This is a genomic window from Streptomyces sp. NBC_01635 (assembly GCF_045209715.1).
GTDB lineage: Bacteria > Actinomycetota > Actinomycetes > Streptomycetales > Streptomycetaceae > Streptomyces > Streptomyces hirsutus.
Genome location: NZ_CP109277.1, coordinates 4172077 through 4190931 on the forward strand (window position 1 = coordinate 4172077; position 18855 = coordinate 4190931).

General features: G+C 72.1%; 19 protein-coding genes and 1 riboswitch. Of the genes, 9 read left to right on the top strand and 10 right to left on the bottom strand.

From position 1 onward, the window contains the following. Positions 1–170: 170 nt before the first annotated feature. Both OHB56_RS19330 and OHB56_RS19335 read right to left on the bottom strand, forming a co-directional pair. Complete coding sequence (locus OHB56_RS19330; protein WP_055628132.1) at positions 171–443, bottom strand: DUF4031 domain-containing protein; 273 nt, start codon at positions 441–443, stop codon at positions 171–173. Then, a complete protein-coding gene (locus OHB56_RS19335) occupies positions 440–871 on the bottom strand; it encodes a hypothetical protein (protein ID WP_326753412.1) in 432 nt (143 codons plus the stop codon). The genes OHB56_RS19330 and OHB56_RS19335 overlap by 4 nt, the downstream gene beginning before the upstream one ends. A gap of 55 nt (positions 872–926) precedes the next feature. Between OHB56_RS19335 and OHB56_RS19340 the strand changes: the two genes are divergently transcribed. The 3 genes from OHB56_RS19340 (at position 927) to OHB56_RS19350 (ending at position 3682) form a co-directional block, all read left to right on the top strand. After that, a complete protein-coding gene (locus OHB56_RS19340) occupies positions 927–1916 on the top strand; it encodes a MurR/RpiR family transcriptional regulator (RefSeq protein WP_326753413.1) in 990 nt (329 codons plus the stop codon). Between the two features lie 56 nt (positions 1917–1972). Next, complete coding sequence (murQ, locus tag OHB56_RS19345; RefSeq protein ID WP_406354678.1) at positions 1973–3034, top strand: N-acetylmuramic acid 6-phosphate etherase; 1062 nt, start codon at positions 1973–1975, stop codon at positions 3032–3034. 78 nt (positions 3035–3112) lie between these two features. After that, on the top strand, positions 3113–3682 hold the full coding sequence (locus tag OHB56_RS19350) for a hypothetical protein (protein ID WP_326753415.1): 570 nt from the start codon (positions 3113–3115) through the stop codon (positions 3680–3682). 32 nt (positions 3683–3714) lie between these two features. Here OHB56_RS19350 and OHB56_RS19355 read toward each other — a convergent pair whose 3' ends face one another. The 6 genes from OHB56_RS19355 to thrC form a co-directional block, all read right to left on the bottom strand. Beyond that, positions 3715–3930: a hypothetical protein gene (locus tag OHB56_RS19355; protein ID WP_406354680.1), complete on the bottom strand. Its 216-nt coding sequence runs from the start codon at positions 3928–3930 to the stop codon at positions 3715–3717. 89 nt (positions 3931–4019) lie between these two features. Further along, positions 4020–5150 carry an NADH:flavin oxidoreductase gene (locus tag OHB56_RS19360; RefSeq protein ID WP_406354682.1) on the bottom strand — a complete coding sequence of 377 codons (1131 nt, stop codon included), beginning with the start codon at positions 5148–5150 and terminating at the stop codon, positions 4020–4022. A 304-nt stretch (positions 5151–5454) separates the two neighbouring features. Next, positions 5455–7077 (bottom strand): chaperonin GroEL, encoded by a 1623-nt coding sequence (groL, locus tag OHB56_RS19365; RefSeq protein ID WP_055598117.1) that lies wholly within the window; start codon positions 7075–7077, stop codon positions 5455–5457. A 460-nt stretch (positions 7078–7537) separates the two neighbouring features. Beyond that, positions 7538–7741 carry a cold-shock protein gene (locus tag OHB56_RS19370; protein WP_004986573.1) on the bottom strand — a complete coding sequence of 68 codons (204 nt, stop codon included), beginning with the start codon at positions 7739–7741 and terminating at the stop codon, positions 7538–7540. Between the two features lie 431 nt (positions 7742–8172). Beyond that, a complete protein-coding gene (locus tag OHB56_RS19375; RefSeq protein WP_326753417.1) occupies positions 8173–8448 on the bottom strand; it encodes a MoaD/ThiS family protein in 276 nt (91 codons plus the stop codon). Next, positions 8445–9749 carry a threonine synthase gene (gene thrC, locus OHB56_RS19380; RefSeq protein WP_326753418.1) on the bottom strand — a complete coding sequence of 435 codons (1305 nt, stop codon included), beginning with the start codon at positions 9747–9749 and terminating at the stop codon, positions 8445–8447. Before thrC ends, OHB56_RS19375 begins: the two co-directional genes overlap by 4 nt. 18 nt (positions 9750–9767) lie before the next feature. Next, positions 9768–9982: riboswitch (SAM riboswitch) on the bottom strand. A 262-nt stretch (positions 9983–10244) separates the two neighbouring features. On the opposite strand from thrC, the gene OHB56_RS19385 reads away from it, so the two are divergent. From OHB56_RS19385 to otsB, 3 genes are all read left to right on the top strand, one after another. Further along, on the top strand, positions 10245–11189 hold the full coding sequence (locus OHB56_RS19385) for a glucosyl-3-phosphoglycerate synthase (protein WP_326757053.1): 945 nt from the start codon (positions 10245–10247) through the stop codon (positions 11187–11189). A 138-nt stretch (positions 11190–11327) separates the two neighbouring features. Beyond that, a complete protein-coding gene (locus OHB56_RS19390; RefSeq protein WP_406354684.1) occupies positions 11328–12743 on the top strand; it encodes a trehalose-6-phosphate synthase in 1416 nt (471 codons plus the stop codon). Positions 12744–12856: 113 nt separating this feature from the next. Beyond that, entirely contained in the window at positions 12857–13768 is a 912-nt protein-coding gene (gene otsB / locus OHB56_RS19395) for a trehalose-phosphatase (protein ID WP_406354686.1), read from the top strand. Positions 13769–13846: 78 nt separating this feature from the next. On the opposite strand, the gene OHB56_RS19400 is transcribed toward otsB, so the two are convergent. Together OHB56_RS19400 and OHB56_RS19405 are read right to left on the bottom strand one after the other, a co-directional pair. Next, entirely contained in the window at positions 13847–14116 is a 270-nt protein-coding gene (locus OHB56_RS19400) for a DUF3263 domain-containing protein (protein ID WP_240497584.1), read from the bottom strand. 85 nt (positions 14117–14201) lie between these two features. Continuing rightward, entirely contained in the window at positions 14202–15470 is a 1269-nt protein-coding gene (locus OHB56_RS19405) for an extracellular solute-binding protein (RefSeq protein WP_406354688.1), read from the bottom strand. Positions 15471–15595: 125 nt separating this feature from the next. Here OHB56_RS19405 and OHB56_RS19410 point away from each other — a divergent pair, with 125 nt between their 5' ends. The 3 genes from OHB56_RS19410 (at position 15596) to OHB56_RS19420 (ending at position 18779) form a co-directional block, all read left to right on the top strand. Next, positions 15596–16540 (top strand): ROK family protein, encoded by a 945-nt coding sequence (locus tag OHB56_RS19410; protein ID WP_406354689.1) that lies wholly within the window; start codon positions 15596–15598, stop codon positions 16538–16540. Beyond that, positions 16540–17736 carry an N-acetylglucosamine-6-phosphate deacetylase gene (nagA, locus tag OHB56_RS19415; protein ID WP_406354691.1) on the top strand — a complete coding sequence of 399 codons (1197 nt, stop codon included), beginning with the start codon at positions 16540–16542 and terminating at the stop codon, positions 17734–17736. Before OHB56_RS19410 ends, nagA begins: the two co-directional genes overlap by 1 nt. A gap of 113 nt (positions 17737–17849) precedes the next feature. Further along, positions 17850–18779, top strand: a complete 930-nt coding sequence (locus OHB56_RS19420; protein ID WP_406354692.1) for a 1-phosphofructokinase family hexose kinase — start codon at positions 17850–17852, stop codon at positions 18777–18779. Positions 18780–18855 lie beyond the last annotated feature (76 nt).

Sequence of the window (18855 nt, forward strand, 5' to 3'; positions counted from 1 at the left end):
GAGAGGCTGCCGCGGCCCACTGGAGTGCGGCCAGGAGAGTCCACCGCGCCCCGCGCGGGAAGAGGACTTCGGCACAACCGGGTCGGTTGTCGCGGTCCCGGGGTTCTCCGCTGCGCAACGGCCCGCGTGGCAGCTCAGCGGTCCCTCCCCCGCCACCGCCCCTCACCGTGTCACCGTGACCGGCTCGCGCTCTTGCGCACCCGCAGGCCCGCTCCGTGCAGCAGCCGCACCACCTCGCGGCTGCTGACCTCCACCGCCCCGGCGAGCACGACGGCGGCGTAACGGTGCTGGGGGATGTCGTAGTGGTCGCGTTCGAAGGCGCGGCGGGGGACGCCGAGGGCGGCGGCGAAGGCGTGCAGTTCGTCGTAGGAGACGTCGCTGACCAGGTGGGACCAGAGGTGGCCGTGGCCCGGCCAGGTGGGCGGGTCGATGTACACCGTCACGTGGGAACCGCCCCGCTCAGCGAGCCCACCGCCGCGACCTTCACGCCCGACTGATGGCACACCCAGTGCGGGTCCGGGCCCAACTCCGGTTCCACCTCCAGCGCGTGCGGGTCGCCGGAGCCGCACACCGGGCACAGCGGCCAGCGGCCGTACCGGTCCAGCAGGGCGTCCTGCACGTCCTGGGCGACCAGGCCGACCACGAACTCGGCACCCTGGGGCCACTGTTCGACCCACCAGCGGCGCTGGGCCACGGACTCCTCGACGAGTGAGACGATCTCCGCCTCGGCGACCTCGTGCGCGACCAGGTCGGCGAGCACGAGGGCGCGTGCCGCGTGCAGGGCCTGCTCCAAGGAGCTGACGGGGCGGACAGCGGTGTCGTGGGGGTCGCCGGGGCCTTCGGGAGCGTCCAGGTCGTCGTGGGGGTCCATGCCCCTATTGTGCGCACTCTTGACCCCACCACCGAAACGAAAATATCTTTCAACAGTGACCCAGGATGTGAAGGAAATTTTCGCGGACCGGCGCGGCACCGGTACCTCCCGCGGTGCTTCCGGCAGTTCCGTCGCCGTCCCGTCCGCCCAGGCCGCCCCTCCGGCCCCGCCCGCTCCCGCCGCCCTCGCGGCCAAGGTGCGTACGCTGGCGCCGTCGATGACCCGTTCCATGCAGCGGGTCGCCGAGGCCGTCGCGGACGACCCGGCCGGCTGCGCGGCCCTCACGGTCACCGGTCTCGCCGGACTCACCGGCACCAGCGAGGCCACCGTCGTCCGCACGGCCCGCCTGCTGGGCTACCCCGGTTACCGCGACCTGCGCCTGGCCCTCGCCGGGCTCGCCGCCCAGCAGGAGTCGGGCCGCGCCCCCGCCATCACCACCGACATCGCGGTGGACGACCCCATCGCCGACGTCGTCGCGAAGCTCGCCCACGACGAGCAGCAGACCCTCGCCGACACGGCCGCCGGACTGGACACCGTCCAGCTCGGTGCGGCCGTCGCCGCCCTGGCCGGCGCCCGCCGGACGGACGTGTACGGCATCGGCGCCTCCGGTCTGGTCGCCCAGGACCTCACCCAGAAACTGCTGCGCATAGGACTGATAGCCCATGCCCCCAGCGACCCGCACCTCGCCGTCACCAACGCGGTGCAGCTGCGCGCCGGTGACGTGGCCATCGCCATCACGCACTCCGGTTCGACCGGCGACGTCATCGAACCGCTCCGGGTCGCCTTCGAGCGCGGGGCGACGACCATCGCGGTCACCGGCCGGCCGGACGGGCCCGTCACCCAGTACGCCGACCACGTACTGACCACGTCCACGGCCCGCGAGAGCGAGCTGCGCCCGGCCGCGATGTCGTCCCGGACCAGTCAGCTCCTGGTGGTGGACTGCCTGTTCGTGGGCATCGCCCAGCGCACCTACGAGTCGGCCGCCCCCGCCCTGTCCGCGTCCTACGAGGCACTGGCCCACCGGCACCGGAGCGGTTCCCGCTAGCCGCGGCCCCGCCCCCACACAGTTCCCGCACCGGACACACCGGAGAAAGCCGTTCCATGACCCACATGTCCGAGTTCTCCGCGCCCGAAGCACCCGACACGCCTGCTGCTTCTGGCACGTCTGGCACGTCTGGCACGTCCGACACGTCTGGCACGTCCGACACGCTCCGACCCCGCACTCTCCGCGCGGAGCTGGAGACCCTGACCACCGAGGCGTTCCGTCCGGAGCTGGCGGACGTCGACCGGCTGCCCACCCTCGGCATCGCCCGGCTGATGAACGGCGAGGACGCCACCGTCGCCGCCGCCGTGGCCGAGCGGCTGCCCGCGATCGCCGCCGCGATCGACGCCGTGGCCGAGAGGATGGCCCGGGGCGGCCGGCTGATCTACGCGGGGGCGGGCACCGCCGGCCGGCTGGGCGTCCTGGACGCCTCCGAGTGCCCGCCGACCTTCAACACCGACCCCGGTCAGGTCGTCGGCCTGATCGCGGGCGGCCCCGGCGCCCTGGTCACCTCGGTCGAGGGCGCCGAGGACTCCGCGGAGCTGGCCGCGGCAGACCTGGACGCGCTGGCGTTGACCGCCGACGACACGGTGGTCGGCGTCTCCGCCTCCGGGCGCACGCCGTACGCCGTCGGCGCCGTCGCGCACGCCCGCGCGCGAGGCGCCCTGACGGTGGGCCTCGCCTGCAACGCGGGCAGCCCGCTCGTCGCGGCGGCCGGGCACGGCATCGAGGTGGTCGTCGGCCCGGAGCTGCTGACCGGCTCCACCCGCCTCAAGGCCGGCACCGCCCAGAAGCTCGTCCTCAACATGATCTCGACGATCACGATGATCCGGCTGGGCAAGACGTACGGGAACCTGATGGTGGACGTCCGCGCCTCCAACGAGAAGCTGCGCGCCCGCTCCCGCCGTATCGTCGCCCTCGCGACGGGGGCGGCGGACGCCGACATCGAACACGCCCTGACCGCCACGGACGGCGAGGTGAAGAACGCCATCCTGGTCCTGCTGGCCGACGTGGACGGCCCGACCGCGGCCCGCCTCCTCACCGACTCGCACGGCCACCTGCGCGCCGCGCTGACGAAGGCGCCGGGACCGGGACCGGGAGCGCAGGACGCCACGGGCTGACCCGGACCGGCCCGGGCCCGAACCCCTCGCACCCGGGACTGGGATACTGGACCCGCCCACCCCACCCCGGAGGCGACCATGAACCACGCGCAGCTCACCGCACTGGGCCGCGCCCTGCGCGTCCTCGGTGAGCACGGCGAGGCCCTGTCCGGGGACAGCCCGGACGCCAAGTTGCACGAGGTCCGGGCGGATCTGAAGCGCGCGCTGGACCGGCTGGAGGAGAGCGTCAGCACGGCCGTGCCCAGCACGCGCTGCCCCGAGCACCCCACCGGCCCGGTCGACGAGAGCGCCCCCGACCTGTGTCTGCTGTGCGAGACCCGGCGCCGTACGGCCCGCCGCGCCGAGTTCAACGGGCCGGCGCCCCAGCAGACGCCCACCGGGCCCGTCCCGTCCCGGTACGGAATGCACGGCGACCGTCCCCAGCCACAGCAGCGCTGGCTGCCGCAGCTGTGGAACGGTCAGGCGTGGCAGTTGTGCGGCACCCCGCGCCGCGACCGCCGCGAGGCCGAACTGTTCATCACGGCCGAGCAGCGCGGGCCCCGGCCCGCCATGGCGTACCGGCTGGTGCTCGAGTTCACCGACTACGAGGTACTGCGCGTGTGGGGCATCCCGGCACGGACCGGCAGCGAGCCGACGGGGACTCCTTAACGCCCGGCTCCCCGCGGCCCGCGGCTCCGGGACTACGCCTTGGCTGCCGGAACCTCGGGGGACTCGGGGGACTCGGTCCCCGCCCCGGTCGCGCTCTCCGCACGCGCCGCGGTCGGTCCCTCCGGGCGCCGGCGCGGGATGAAGGCCGCCACGACGAATCCGACGAGCGCGGCGCCCGAGCCGAGCGCCAGCACCGTACGGAAGGCGTCCTCGGACGGCACCGCGAACGAACCGAGCCGCGTGGTCATCTGGGCCAGGACGACACCGGCGACGGCGCTGTCGGCGCACGTGTCCCGCGGGACGCGTGCGCCGACTCCTCCGCCCCCTCCTCCGGGACTCAGCTCAGCGTCTTGAGCGACGCCGCGTCGTACGGTGCGAGCTCGTCGATGCGCCCGCTGAGGACCTTCGCCGCCCACTGGGGGTCCTGGAGCACCGCGCGCCCCACCGCGACGAGGTCGAACTCGTCGCGCTCCAGCCGGTCGAGAAGGTTGTCGAGGCTGCCGAGCTCCGCGCCCCGCCCCTGGAACGCCTCCTGGAACTCCCCGTTCAGGCCGACCGAACCGACGGTGACGGCGGGCCTGCCGGTCAGCTTCTTCGCCCAGCCGGCCAGGTTCATCTCCGAGCCCTCGAACTCCGGGAGCCAGTAGCGGCGCGTGGAGGCGTGGAAGGCGTCGACACCGGCGGCCACGAGCGGTGCGAGGATCGCCTCCAGCTCCCCGGGGGTCTCGGCGAGGCGGGCGTCGTAGGCGTCCTGCTTCCACTGCGAGAAGCGGAAGATGACGGGGAAGGCGGGCGAGACCCGCTCGCGGACCGCCGCGACGACGTCCGCGGCGAACTTCGTCCGCGCCACCGGGTCGCCGCCGTAGGCGTCGGCACGACGGTTGGTGCCCGCCCACAGGAACTGGTCGATGAGGTAGCCGTGGGCGCCGTGCAGCTCCACGCCGTCGAAGCCGATGCGCTCGGCGTCCGCGGCGGCCTGCGCGAACGCGCCGACCACGTCGTCGATGTCGGCCCGCGTCATCGTCTTGCCCGCGCCCTCGGTGCCGTCCGTGCGCACGCCGGACGGGCCGATCGCCGGGGCGTCCGGATACGGCGCCCGCCCCTGCTCGCGGACCATGCCGATGTGCCAGAGCTGCGGCACGATCGTGCCGCCCGCCGCGTGCACCGCGTCGGCGACCTTCGCCCAGCCGGCCAGCTGCTCCTCCCCGTGGAACCGCGGCACCCGGTCACTGAGACCGGCCGACTCGTGCCCCACGTACGTGCCCTCGGTGACGATCAGCCCCACACCGGCGGCGGCCCTCCGGGAGTAGTACGACACCACGTCCTCGCCGGGAACACCGCCCGGGGAGAACATGCGGGTCATCGGTGCCATCGCGATGCGGTTCGGGACGGTCAGGCCGTTGATCACGGCCGGACGGGAGAGCAACGCGGCGGCTCGGGCGGCGGTCTCCGTGGCGGTGACGGTCACGTGGGGGGCTCCTCGCTGTGGATACCATTTGGTATGTGCGCATGCATTAAATGCACACCGGCACCAACCGGCGACCACGGGGAGGCATTCCGCCCACCCCTCCCCCTCGGGCGTGAGCCCGGTCACACCCGCCTCCGAGGCCCAAGCGCCGAGCCCCGAGCCCTCTTTCCAAGGAATGGACAAAGGGCCCCACCCCGCCCTCCCACCCCGCACGTGGAAACGCCCGAGGGCGGCACCCCCTGCTGTGCAGGGGGTGCCGCCCTCGGTACTGACGGACCGGGTCCGAACCTGAGGTGAATCAGGCTCAGAAGTCCATGTCACCGCCCGGCATGCCGCCCGGAGCGGCCGCGGAGGCCTTCTCCGGCTTGTCGGCGATGACGGCCTCGGTGGTCAGGAACAGCGCGGCGATCGACGCGGCGTTCTGCAGCGCGGAACGCGTCACCTTGGCCGGGTCGATGATGCCTTCCTTGACCAGGTCGACGTACTCGCCGGTCGCGGCGTTCAGGCCGTGGCCCGGGGTCAGGTTGCGCACCTTCTCCACCACGACACCGCCCTCGAGGCCGGCGTTCACGGCGATCTGCTTCAGCGGGGCCTCGAGCGCGATCCTCACGGCGTTGGCGCCGGTCGCCTCGTCACCCTCGAGCTCCAGCTTCTCGAACACCGAGGAGGCCTGGAGCAGGGCCACGCCGCCACCGGCGACGATGCCCTCCTCGACGGCCGCCTTCGCGTTGCGAACGGCGTCCTCGATGCGGTGCTTGCGCTCCTTGAGCTCGACCTCGGTGGCGGCACCGGCCTTGATGACCGCGACACCGCCGGCGAGCTTCGCCAGGCGCTCCTGCAGCTTCTCGCGGTCGTAGTCCGAGTCGCTGTTCTCAATCTCGGCGCGGATCTGGTTCACGCGGCCCTGGACCTGGTCGGCCGAGCCGGCACCGTCGACGATGGTGGTCTCGTCCTTGGTGATGACGACCTTGCGGGCGCGGCCCAGGAGGTCGATCGTGGCGTTCTCCAGCTTGAGGCCGACCTCCTCGGAGATGACCTCGCCGCCCGTGAGGATGGCGATGTCGCCGAGCATGGCCTTGCGGCGGTCGCCGAAGCCCGGGGCCTTGACCGCGACGGACTTGAAGGTGCCGCGGATCTTGTTGACGACCAGGGTCGACAGGGCCTCGCCCTCGACGTCCTCGGCGATGATCAGCAGCGGCTTGCCCGACTGCATGACCTTCTCCAGGAGCGGCAGCAGGTCCTTGACGTTGCCGATCTTGGAGTTGGCGATCAGGATGTACGGGTCGTCGAGCGACGCCTCCATACGCTCCATGTCGGTGGCGAAGTACGCCGAGATGTAGCCCTTGTCGAAGCGCATACCCTCGGTGAGCTCCAGCTCCAGACCGAAGGTCTGGGACTCCTCGACGGTGATGACGCCTTCCTTGCCGACCTTGTCCATGGCTTCGGCGATGAGCTCGCCGATCTGGGTGTCGGCGGCGGAGATGGAGGCCGTGGAGGCGATCTGCTCCTTGGTCTCGACGTCCTTCGCCTGCTCCAGCAGGGCACCGGAGACGGCCTCGACGGCCTTCTCGATACCGCGCTTGAGGGCCATCGGGTTGGCGCCGGCGGCTACGTTGCGCAGGCCCTCCTTGACCAGGGCCTGGGCGAGAACGGTCGCGGTGGTCGTACCGTCACCGGCGACGTCGTCCGTCTTCTTGGCGACTTCCTTGACCAGCTCGGCGCCGATCTTCTCGTACGGGTCCTCGAGCTCGATCTCCTTGGCGATGGACACACCATCGTTGGTGATCGTGGGGGCGCCCCACTTCTTCTCGAGGACGACGTTGCGGCCCTTGGGGCCGAGCGTCACCTTGACGGCGTCCGCGAGCTGGTTCATGCCGCGCTCGAGGCCGCGCCGCGCCTCCTCGTCGAACGCGATGATCTTGGCCATGTGAAGTGGTCCCTCCAGGACTGGGGGTGATGACTCCAGGACCGCGCCCGCGCCCGCGACGGACGGCTCACAGACCCGGCGGTTCCTTGCTCCACCGGCACTGCGGGCCTCACCGACCCGGTCCTTACGTTGTCACTCTCACCTTCAGAGTGCTAACGCAATGATTAGCACTCGACCCATGCGAGTGCAAGCGCCTTCGAGGATCGGCGGGCGACTCAGCCACCCGCGAACACCCGGACAAGACGGACGGGGAAGCGGAGCGGGGAAGCGGAGCGGGGAACGAACTCATCCCGGAGCCCGCCCCCAGGTCTCGCCCCTGGGCCCCGCTCCGGGGACGAACGGCGGGACGAGCGGCGGGGCGGACCCCGGGCAGGGCGAAGGGCTCGTGTCCCCGGGGGGCGACCCCGGGGACACGAGCCCTTCGCTGGCAGGAAAATTCTTGTGGTTGCTGGTAGCGCGTTCAGGCGGTGACGCGAACCATGTCGGCCTGCGGGCCTTTCTGGCCCTGCGAGATCTCGAATTCGACCCGCTGGCCCTCTTCAAGGGTGCGGTAGCCGTCCATCTGGATCGCGCTGTAGTGGACGAAAACATCCGCACCACCGTCGACCGCGATGAAGCCGTATCCCTTCTCCGCGTTGAACCACTTGACGGTGCCCTGAGCCATGCCTAACTCCCCTATTACTGGCCCTTGCACAGATCCGCACTTCGCGGATCCGGGTCAGACCTCACTCCCCAAACGGTTGGGGGCGTGCGCCGGAACGCGTCGACCGCGGCTGAATGTATCTGCCCAACTGCCCTCTGCAACAGGTCAATCGGACGAGAAATCTCGACGTCGCCGGTCCGGAATGTGACGGTAGTTCGCCCGATTTCAGGGCAAGTCAGGCCGGGCAAACGCCGCAAAAGCCGCAGAAAGGGCCCAGACTTTGGCTACATCCAGTCGGGCGGGCGGCAGGAATTAATGGTTCCCGATGGGGAAATCGGGGCCGTGTTCCCCGACTCTATCGCGTTCAATCCCATGGAATGACCCCCTCCGCTTCTCTCACGGAGGGGGCCATTCGATGAACGCTCAGTCACACTGATTACCGATGGTAATGATCAGCCGCCGGCGACGGCCGGAATGATCGACACACCCGCACCGTCCGGGGTCACGGTCTGAAGACCCTGCTCGAAACGCACGTCGTCGTCGTTGACGTAGACGTTGACGAAGCGGCGCAGCTTGCCCTGGTCGTCGAGGACCCGGGCGGCGATCCCGGTGTGGTTCTTCTCCAGGTCGGCGATGACGTCGCCGAGCGTGGCACCCTCGGCGCCGACCTCGGCCCTGCCGCCGGTGTAGGTACGCAGGATGGTGGGGATGCGAACGGTCACGCTCATGCGAGGCCAGCCTCTCGGAAGGAGTCCAGGTTCGGGCGGATGGTCGCGGTCAGGCCGGTGTCGGCCACCGCGTCCAGCGTCTTGAGACCGTCGCCGGTGTTGAGCACGACGGTGGTCAGGGCCGGGTCCAGGTCGCCGTTCTCGATCAGCTTCTTCGTGACGCCGACGGTCACGCCGCCCGCGGTCTCGGCGAAGATGCCCTCGGTCCGGGCCAGCAGCCGGATGGCTTCCACGATCTGCTCGTCCGTCACGTCCTCCACCGCGCCGCCGGTGCGGCGCGCGATGTCCAGGACGTACGGGCCGTCGGCGGGGTTGCCGATGGCGAGCGACTTGGCGATGGTCTTCGGCTTCTGCGGCCGGACGACGTCGTGGCCCGCCTTGTACGCGGCCGACACCGGCGAGCAGCCCTCCGCCTGGGCACCGAAGATCTTGTACGGCCTGTCCTCGACGAGGCCGAGCTCGATCAGCTCCCGCAGCCCCTTGTCGATCTTCGTGAGCTGCGAGCCGGAGGCGATGGGGACGACGAGCTGGTCGGGCAGCCGCCAGCCGAGCTGCTCGCAGATCTCGTACGCGAGGGTCTTGGAGCCTTCGGCGTAATACGGCCGCAGGTTGACGTTGACGAAGCCCCAGCCCTCGCCGGCCGGGTCGCCGATCAGCTCGGAGCAGAAGCGGTTCACGTCGTCGTAGTTGCCCTCGATGCCGACGAGTTCCCCGCCGTAGACGGCGGCCATGACGACCTTGCCCTGCTCCAGGTCGTGCGGGATGAACACGCAGGAGCGCAGTCCGGCGCGGGCGGCGGCGGCGCCGACGGCACCGGCGAGGTTGCCCGTGGAGGAGCAGGAGAGGGTGGTGAAGCCGAAGGCGCGGGCGGCTTCCAGGGCCTGGGCGACGACCCGGTCCTTGAAGGAGTGCGTCGGGTTGCCGGAGTCGTCCTTGACGTACAGGCCGCCGGTGACGCCGAGTTCGCGGGCGAGGTTGTCGGCCTGGACGAGCTTGGTCCAGCCGGGGTTGATGTTCGGCTTGGTCGCCACGTCGGCGGGAACGGGCAGCAGGGGCGCGTAGCGCCAGATGTTCGCGGGGCCCGCTTCGATGCGCCGGCGCAGTTCCTCGGTGTCGTGGTCCGAGAAGTCGTAGGCGATCTCCAGCGGGCCGAAACACTCCTGGCAGGCGAAGACCGGACCGAGCGGTACGCGGTGGCCGCACTCGCGGCAGGACAGCGCGGCGGCGGGGCCGAGATCGACGGAGGGCGCGGCGGATCCGGCGACGGATTCCGTAGTGCTTTCAGCAGTCTGCACAGCCATGTGAGGCGAGGCCCTTTCTCCTCATCTTCCTCACGACGCATCTCGCCGTGAGACGGATTTGGCACCTTCCCTAGCCGGGAGCCTCGCGAGGACGATCAGCGACGCGATCCACCGCGCTGCGCGGTGAACACCGCAATGCGCTGTGATCGTCGATCGACGGTGATCTACGAGAACCGGCTGGAGGGTTGCCGGGGCTTCATCGGGCCGTTTCCCTCTGCCCCTCTGGATGAGCTGTATGCGGTTGTGTCGTGCGGTTGTATGTCGTGCGGCCGTACGGCGCGGACGAGGACCGGTGAGGGCCACGACCCCCGATGTGCGGGGTCCATCCGCGTTGTTCAAGACTGTAACCGAAGGCCAGGACGGTGGAGAGAGCACGTCCGAACCGCGAGACGGATCACAGGGGCATGGATCACAGGAGTGCGGGCCGTCCGGGTACGGGCTGCAGGAGTATGGACCAGAGGAGTTATGGACCGCAGAGGTGAGGAGCCGCCGACCGTGCTGGAAGAAGTCGAGCGCTGGCTGGCCGACCGCTCCTGGTCCGTGACCGACCGTCCGGTGCACCGCCTCCTGGCCGCGAAACGCGCCACGGGACAGACGGTGAGCGTGGTGCTGCCCGCGCTCAACGAGGAGGCCACGGTCGGCGGGATCGTCACGGCGATCCGGCACGACCTGATGCTGCGGGTCCCGCTGGTCGACGAGATCGTGGTCGTGGACTCCGGCTCGACCGACCGCACCGCCCAGGCGGCCGCCTCGGCGGGCGCGACCGTGGTGCACCGGGACACGATCCTGCCCCGCATCCCCGCCGTGCCCGGCAAGGGCGAGGTGCTGTGGCGCTCCCTGCTGGTCACCCGGGGGGACATCGTCTGCTTCGTCGACGCGGACCTCAGGGAGTTCTCCGCCGCGTTCGTCTCCGGCATCGTCGGCCCCCTGCTCACCGATCCGGACGTGCAGCTGGTGAAGGCCATGTACGACCGGCCCCTGGGCTCCGCGGCCGGCCAGGGGGGCAGGGTCACGGAGCTGATGGCGCGCCCGCTGCTCAACCTGCACTGGCCGCGGCTGGCCGGCTTCGTGCAGCCGCTCGGCGGCGAGTACGCGGCCCGCCGCTCGCTCCTGGAGCGGCTGCCCTTCCCCGTCGGCTACGGCGTCGAGCTGGGCATGCTGGTCGACGCCCTGCACCTGGTGGGCCTGGACGCCCTCGCCCAGGTCGACGTCGGCGTCCGCAAGCACCGCCACCAGGACGGCCAGGCCCTCGGCCGGATGGCCGCCGCGATCTACCGCACCGCCCACCTCCGCCTGGCCCGCGGCCACCTCGTCCGCCCCGCGCTCACCCAGTTCGAACGCACCGTCGCCGGCTTCGAGCCCCGCACCCACCCGGTGGACACGGAGGAGCGGCCCCCGATGACGGACATAGCCGAGTACCAGTCCCGCCGGGTGGCCTGACCACGACGGCCCGCGCTCCCCGCCCCAGCCCTTGACCTGGCGTTCCGGGCGTATCCGGTCGTATACGGCCGAGGAGCCGATCCGCATACGGCTGATCCGCACGTTTGAGCGTTTCGGAGGCGGGCTAGGTTGAGGCGTATGGCTTCCATCCAGGCTGGTCAGGGTGCTCAGGTGCTGGTCGCGTCGAACCGCGGCCCCGTTTCGTACACGGTGGGCGAGGACGGTTCGCTGCGCGCCAGACGGGGCGGCGGCGGACTGGTGTCCGGGCTGTCGGCGATCGGGTCGGACGCGGACGCGCTGTGGGTGTGCTCGGCGCTGTCCGACGGCGACCGCGAGGCCGTGCGGCGCGGGATCGGCGAGGACGGCGTGCGGATGCTGGACATCCCCGCGGACGTACACGCCGACGCGTACAACGGCATCGCGAACTCGGTGCTGTGGTTCGTGCACCACATGCTGTACCAGACACCGCTGGAGCCCGTCTTCGACGCGGAGTTCCGCAGGCAGTGGGCGTCCTACGAGGCCTACAACCGGGCGTTCGCCGAGGCGCTGGCCCAGGAGGCGGCCCGGGGGGCCTCGGTCGTGGTGCAGGACTACCACCTGACGCTGGTCCCGGGGCTGCTCCGGGAGCTCCGTCCCGACCTGCGCATCGGTCACTTCTCGCACACGCCGTGGGCCCCGCCGGAGTACTTCCGGATGCTGCCCGACGACATCGCCGGGCAGGTGCTGCGCGGGATGCTGGGCGCGGACCGGCTCGGCTTCCTGACCCGGCGCTGGGCGGACGCGTTCACCGCGTGCTGCGAGCAGTTCGCGGACGGGCTCGGACGGACCGCGATCGGGGTGCACGGGCTGGGCGCCGACGCGGACTTCCTGCGCGGCCGCGCGCACGAGGCGGACGTCGAGGAACGGATCGTCGCGCTCCGCGAGGAGATCGGCACCGCCCCCGACGGGACCCCGCGCAAGGCCGTCGTCCGGGTCGACCGGACCGAGCTGTCGAAGAACATCGTGCGCGGCCTGCTCGCGTACCGGCAGCTCCTCGACGACCGCCCCGAGTGGCGCGAACGCGTCGTGCACATCGCCTTCGCCTACCCCTCCCGGCAGGACCTCGCCGTGTACCGCGACTACACGGCCGAGGTGCAGCGGGTCGCCGAGGAGATCAACGAGCGGTACGGGACCCCGGGCTGGCGGCCCGTCGTCCTGCACGTCGAGGACGACTTCGCGCGCTCCCTGGCCGCCTACCGGCTGGCCGACGTGGCCCTGGTCAACCCCATCCGGGACGGGATGAACCTGGTCGCCAAGGAGATCCCGATCCTGTCCGACCGGGGCTGCGCGCTGGTGCTGTCCCGGGAGGCGGGCGCGTACGAGGAACTGGGCGAGGACGCGATCGCCGTCAATCCGTACGACGTGGTCGATACGGCGCGGGCCCTGCACGAAGGACTCACGATGCGCCCGGAGGAGCGGACCGAGCGCGCCAAACGCCTGGCCGAGGCGGCGACGGCGCTGCCGCCGCAGCAGTGGTTCCTGGACCAGCTGAACGCGCTGCGGGACGGAAGCTAGAGAACCGGAACCGGCCGCCCGCCCGGCCGCCCGCCCCTCCCCGGCCTCCCCGCCGTCCCTGGACGGCCGGTCACCTGTGCGTGCGGACGGGCGGGCGTGGATAGGTTGGTGGTATGGGCAGCTCTGCGGATTCCACGGACCCGAACGTCACCTACCCCGACGCCGGTGAGGCCGGCGCCTCCGCCCCCCTGCCGGTGCCCGCCACGCGGGCCGGGCGGGACGGGCTCGACGCGCTGCTCGCGCGGCCGGGGAAGGCGCTGATCGCCCTCGACTTCGACGGGACGCTCTCGCCGATCGTGGCCGACCCCGAGCAGGCCCGCGCCCATCCCGGCGCGGTGCGCGCGCTCGCCGCGCTCGCCCCGCGGGTGGCCTCCGTGGCGGTGGTCACCGGCCGGCCGCCCGCGGTCGCGGTGCGGAACGGCGGCTTCGCGGACGTCCCCGGACTGGAGCACCTCGTCGTCCTCGGCCACTACGGCACCGAGCGCTGGGACGCCGCCACCGGTGAGATCACCGCGCCCGCCCCGCACCCCGGGGTCGCCGCCGTCCGCGCGGAACTGCCGGGGCTGCTCGACCGGGCCGGCGCCGCGGAGGGCACCTGGACCGAGGAGAAGGGCCGCGCGGTGGCCGTCCACACCCGCAGGGCCGCCGACCCCCAGGCCGCCCTCGAGGCGCTGCGCGAGCCGCTGACCGGCCTGGCGCACCGGCACGGGCTGGTCGTCGAGCCCGGCCGCATGGTCCTGGAGCTGCGTCCGCCGGGCATGGACAAGGGAGTCGCCCTGGCGGAGTACGCCCGCGAGATCGGCGCCGGGTCCGTCCTCTACGCGGGGGACGACCTGGGCGACCTCCCCGCCTACGCCGCCGTCGACGCACTCCGCTCGGACGGCGTCCCCGGTGTGCTGGTGTGCAGCGGCAGCGACGAGGTCACGGAGCTGCGGGAACGCGCGGACGTGGTGGTCGACGGCCCCGAGGGGGTCGTCCACCTGCTCGGGGCGCTGGCGCGGGCCCTGGCTCCGCGAACGGAGTGAGCGGCCGACCGGCCGGCGACGTCCACCCGCCGCGCTGAACGCGGAACGCTGGACGCTGGACGCGGACGCGGCCCGTGTTCAGCGTTCCGTGCGGCGGGACTCCCGGACGCGCCGGAGCCGGTTCACGGTGACCGGGTCGTGGGCCAGGGCGCGGGGGTCGTCGAGCAGGGCGTTGAGGAGCTGGTAGTAACGCACCGGGGACAGGCCCAGCTCCTCGCGGATCGCCCGCTCCTTCGCGCCGGGTCCGAGGAAGCCGCGGCGCTCCAGCGCGAGGACGTCCCGCTCGCGCCGCGCCAGCCGCTCCTGCCCCTGTTCCCGCTCCTCGTCCATGCCTGGGCCCTGGTCCATACCCGCACGGTAGCCCCCGCCGCCGACAGCCGGTCCGCGGGCAGCGGGCAGCGGGCAGCGGGCAGCGGGCAGCGGGCAGGGTGCCCTACCCCGCGCTCTCCGCGCGCTTGGCGGTCGTCTGGAGCCGGCCCAGCACGTCCTCGGGGCTGCCGTTCGGGGCCACGGCCTTGCCGATCCGCTGCTTGATCTCCGCGTTGACGTCGGCCCAGGAGGTCTTGCCGACCGGGTAGAGCTCCGCGGTCGTCAGCTGGTCGAGGAAGGGCCGGAGCTCCTTGTCCTCAGCGGACCCGTCCATCACGCGGGACGCGGAGGCGGTGACCGGCAGCAGGTCGTAGGCGCGGGAGAATTCGAGCACGTTCTCCTCGCTGTAGACGAAGTCGAGGAAGTCGCCGATCTCGTCGCGGTGGCCGCTCTTGTCGAAGGCCGTCATCCAGTCGGCGACGCCGAGGGTGGCCTTGCTCTCGCCGTCGGCCCCCGGCATCGGCACGGTGCCGAACTCCACGCCCTTCTGCTCGGCCATGCCGATCAGCGACGGATGGCCGTTCAGCATGCCGACGTCGCCGGCGGTGAAGGCGGCGAACGCGTCGGCCCGGTCGAGTTCGCCGGGTGCGACGGGACCGGTCAGGCCCTTGCCGACCAGTTCGTCCTTCAGCCAGGTGACGGTCGCGGTGTTCTGCGCGGAGTCGAAGACGTAGGCGTCCGTGGTGTCGGTGTAGCCGCCCTTGCCGCTGAGCAGCCACTGCATGGTCTCGGCCTGCGCCTCCTCCGGGCCGAGGGGCAGGGCGTAGGGGTACTTCACGCCCTCTTCCTTCAACACCTCGGCGTTCGCGGCGAGTTCGTCCCAGGTGGTGGGCGGGGTGAGGCCGGCGTCCTCGAACAGGGCCTTGTTGTAGAACAGCACGCGCGTGGAGGAGGCGAACGGCATGCCGTACTGGATGCCGCTGATCTGGCCCGCGGTGGCCAACTGCGCGACGAAATCGGCCTGTACGGGGATGGAGAGCAGGTCGTCGGCCTTGTAGAGCAGTCCGTCGGCCGCGTAGTCGGCGTACGCCCCGATCTGGGCCATGTCCGGCGGGTCGCCCGCGTCGACCCTCTCCTTGACCTTGCGGTCGACGTCGTTCCAGGAGTGGACGGTGACGTCGATCCGCACGCCCGGGTGCTCGGCTTCGTACTCCTCCGTCAGGGCGGCCCAGTACTTCTTCGAGCTGTCGTCCACGCCGGTGCCGTAGTCGGCGGCGACCAGTTCCAGGGTGATGTCGGAGGAGCCTCCGCCGAGACCGCATCCGCCGAGGACCCCTGTCAGTCCCAGTGCGGATATCGCCGCGATCGTCCTTGCCAAGCTCCGCCGCTGCACTGCTTCCTGCCCCAACTCCGGCGCTCCGCGCCATCCGCTCCGAAAAGTTTCCGATAATCGGATCAAGGTCTACACCACGTAAGTGGACTAGACCTCTTGTGGGTCCCGGGGTCACACTGTCCCCCGTGGAACATGTCATCGCCCTCGACGTGGGCGGCACCGGGATGAAGGCCGCCCTGGTCGGAGCGGACGGCACGCTGCTGCACCGGGCGCGCCGGGCCACCGCACGCGACCGCGGTCCGGACGCGGTCGCCGCCGGAATCCTGGACTTCGCCGCCGAGCTCCGCGCCCACGGCGTCGAGCACCTCGGCGAGCCCGCGTCCGCCGCCGGCCTCGCCGTCCCCGGCATCGTCGACGAGACGCGGGGCGTCGCCGTCTACTCCGCCAATCTCGGCTGGCGCGACCTCCCGCTGCGCGCGCTGCTCGCGGAGCGGCTCGGCGGCATCCCGGTCGCCCTCGGCCACGACGTCCGCACCGGCGGGCTCGCCGAGGGCCGCATCGGGGCGGGCCGGGGCGCCGACCGGTTCCTGTTCGTGCCGCTGGGCACCGGCATCGCGGGCGCCATCGGCATCGACGGCCGGGTGGAGGCGGGCGCGCACGGCTGCGCGGGCGAGATCGGCCACATCGTCGTACGGCCCGGGGGCCTCCCCTGTCCGTGCGGTCAGCGCGGCTGCCTGGAGCGGTACGCGTCCGCGGCGGCGGTCGGCGAGGCGTGGGCGGCGGTCTGCGGCAAGGCCGGCGCGGACGCGGCCCACTGCGCCGGGGCCGTGGCCGCGGGCGACATACGGGCCCGGAAGGTCTGGCAGGAGGCGGTCGAGGCGCTCGCCGACGGGCTGGTCACCGCGCTCACCCTGCTGGACCCCCGCACCCTGATCATCGGTGGCGGGCTGGCCGAGGCAGGAGAAACCTTGTTCACACCGCTGCGGGAGGCCGTCCGGCAGCGGATCACCTTCCAGAAACCGCCGTCCCTGGTCCCCGCGGCCCTCGGGGACACCGCCGGATGCCTGGGCGCGGGACTCCTCGCCCGGGATCTCCTCACCACCCCTGACCCCTCGGAGGTAACCACCTGATGGCCCCCACCAAGGTTCTCACCGGTGCCCGGGTGGTACTGCCCACCGGGACCGTGGACAACGGCCGGGTGACCGTGGAGGGCACCCGGATCGTCGCCACGGCCCCCGCGAACGCCACCTCCGAGGCCCCCGCGACCGCCACCCCCGGCGCTCCCGGGAACGCCGTCGAGACGCTCGACCTGACCGGGCACTGGCTGGTGCCCGGCTTCGTCGACCTCCACAACCACGGCGGCGGCGGCGCGTCCTTCCCCTCCGGGACCGTCGACGAGGTCCTCCAGGGCATCCACACCCACCGCCTGCACGGCACCACCACCCTGGTCGCCTCGACCGTCACCGGCGACATGGACGTCCTCGTCCGGCGCGCGGGCCTGCTGGCGGAGCTGGCCGAACAGGGCGACATCGCCGGCATCCACTTCGAGGGCCCGTTCATCTCGCCGTGCCGCAAAGGCGCGCACTCCGAGGAACTGCTGCGCGACCCCGACCCGGCGGAGGTCCGCAAACTGATCGACGCCGCCCACGGCCGGGCGAAGATGGTCACCCTCGCCACCGAACTGCCCGGCGGCCTCGACTCCGTACGCCTGCTGGCCGAACACGGCGTGATCGCGGCCGTCGGCCACACCGACGCGACGTACGAGCAGACCGTGGCGGCCATCGACGCGGGCGCCACGGTCGCCACCCACCTGTTCAACGCGATGCCGGCGCTCGGCCACCGCGCCCCCGGCCCGATCACCGCCCTGCTGGAGGACGAGCGGGTCACGGTCGAGCTGATCAACGACGGCACCCATCTGCACCCGGCCGCGCTCCAGTTGGCGTTCCACCACGCGGGCCCCGGCCGGGTGGCGTTCGTCACGGACGCGATGGACGCGGCCGGTTTCGGCGACGGCCGCTACCTGCTCGGCCCGCTGGAGGTCGAGGTCGCCGACGGCGTGGCCCGGCTGGTGGAGGGCGGCTCCATCGCGGGATCGACGCTCACTCTGGACCGCGCCCTCAAGCGGGCGGTGACCGTCGACGGCCTGCCCGTCGAGCACGCGGTCGCGGCCCTGTCCGCCAACCCGGCCCGGCTGCTGGGCATGGACGACAGGATCGGCTCCCTGGAACCCGGGAAGGACGCCGACCTGGTGGTCCTCGACGCGGACTTCACCCTCAAGGGCGTGATGCGCCGGGGTGAATGGGTGGTCGCTCCCCAACTGGGCTGATCCGTCCCCTCGGTCGGGTCCCCACCAGGCTGCGGGGACCCGACCGAGGGGTGGGCCGGCCGCCGTCTCTTTGGCATGATCGAGGACCGGCACGACGGAGGGAGACCGGCCCGGTGATCCTCACCGTCACACTGAACACCGCTCTCGACCTCACCTATCGCGTGCCCGCCCTGCGTCCGGGCGCCTCCCACCGGGTCACCGAGGTGACCGAACGCCCCGGCGGCAAGGGCGTCAACGTGGCCAGGGTGCTCGCCGCCCTGGGCCACGAGGTGACGGTCACCGGCTTCACCGGCGGCCTCACCGGACGGCTCCTGCGCGAGAGGCTCACCGCGACACCGGGCCTGACGGACGCGCTGCTCCCGGTGTCCGGCACGACCCGGCGCACCGTGGCCGTGGTCGACGAACGCTCCGGCACCACCACCCAGCTCAACGAGCCCGGCCCGGCCGTCTCCCCCGCCGAGTGGCAGGCCTTCCAGGAGGTCTACGAGGATCTACTGAAAGGCGTCTCGGCGGTGGCCCTGTGCGGCAGTCTGCCCCCGGGCGTCCCGGTCGGCGCCTACGCCGGGCTGGTCCGCACCGCCCGCGCCGCCGAGGTGCCCGTCCTCCTCGACACCAGCGGGTCACCGCTGCGCCGCGGGATCGCCGGACGCCCCGACATCCTCAAGCCGAACGCCGAGGAACTGGCCGAACTCACCGGCTCCCACGAGCCGTTGCGTGCCACCCAGGACGCCCGCCGGCGCGGCGCGAGCACGGTGGTCGCCTCCCTCGGCGCGGGCGGGCTGCTCGCCCTGACCCCCGACGGAAACTGGCGCGCGACCCCGCCGTCCCGCCTGCGCGGCAACCCCACGGGCGCCGGCGACTCGACCGTCGCGGGCCTGCTCTCCGGCTTGGTGGAACGCCTCCCCTGGCCGGACCGCCTGACCCGAGCAGTCGCCCTGTCGGCGGCGACGGTGCTGTCCCCGACGGCGGGCGACTTCGACCGCACGGCCTACGAGGAGCTGCGCAGCCGAGTTGTGGTCGCGGCGGAGGCGTCCGCGGCCTAAAGGCCGTCACAAAGTGGCCAGTTAGCGCTACTTTGCGGCGTCTGTCGGATTGTATGATCACTGGCGACCAAGATTC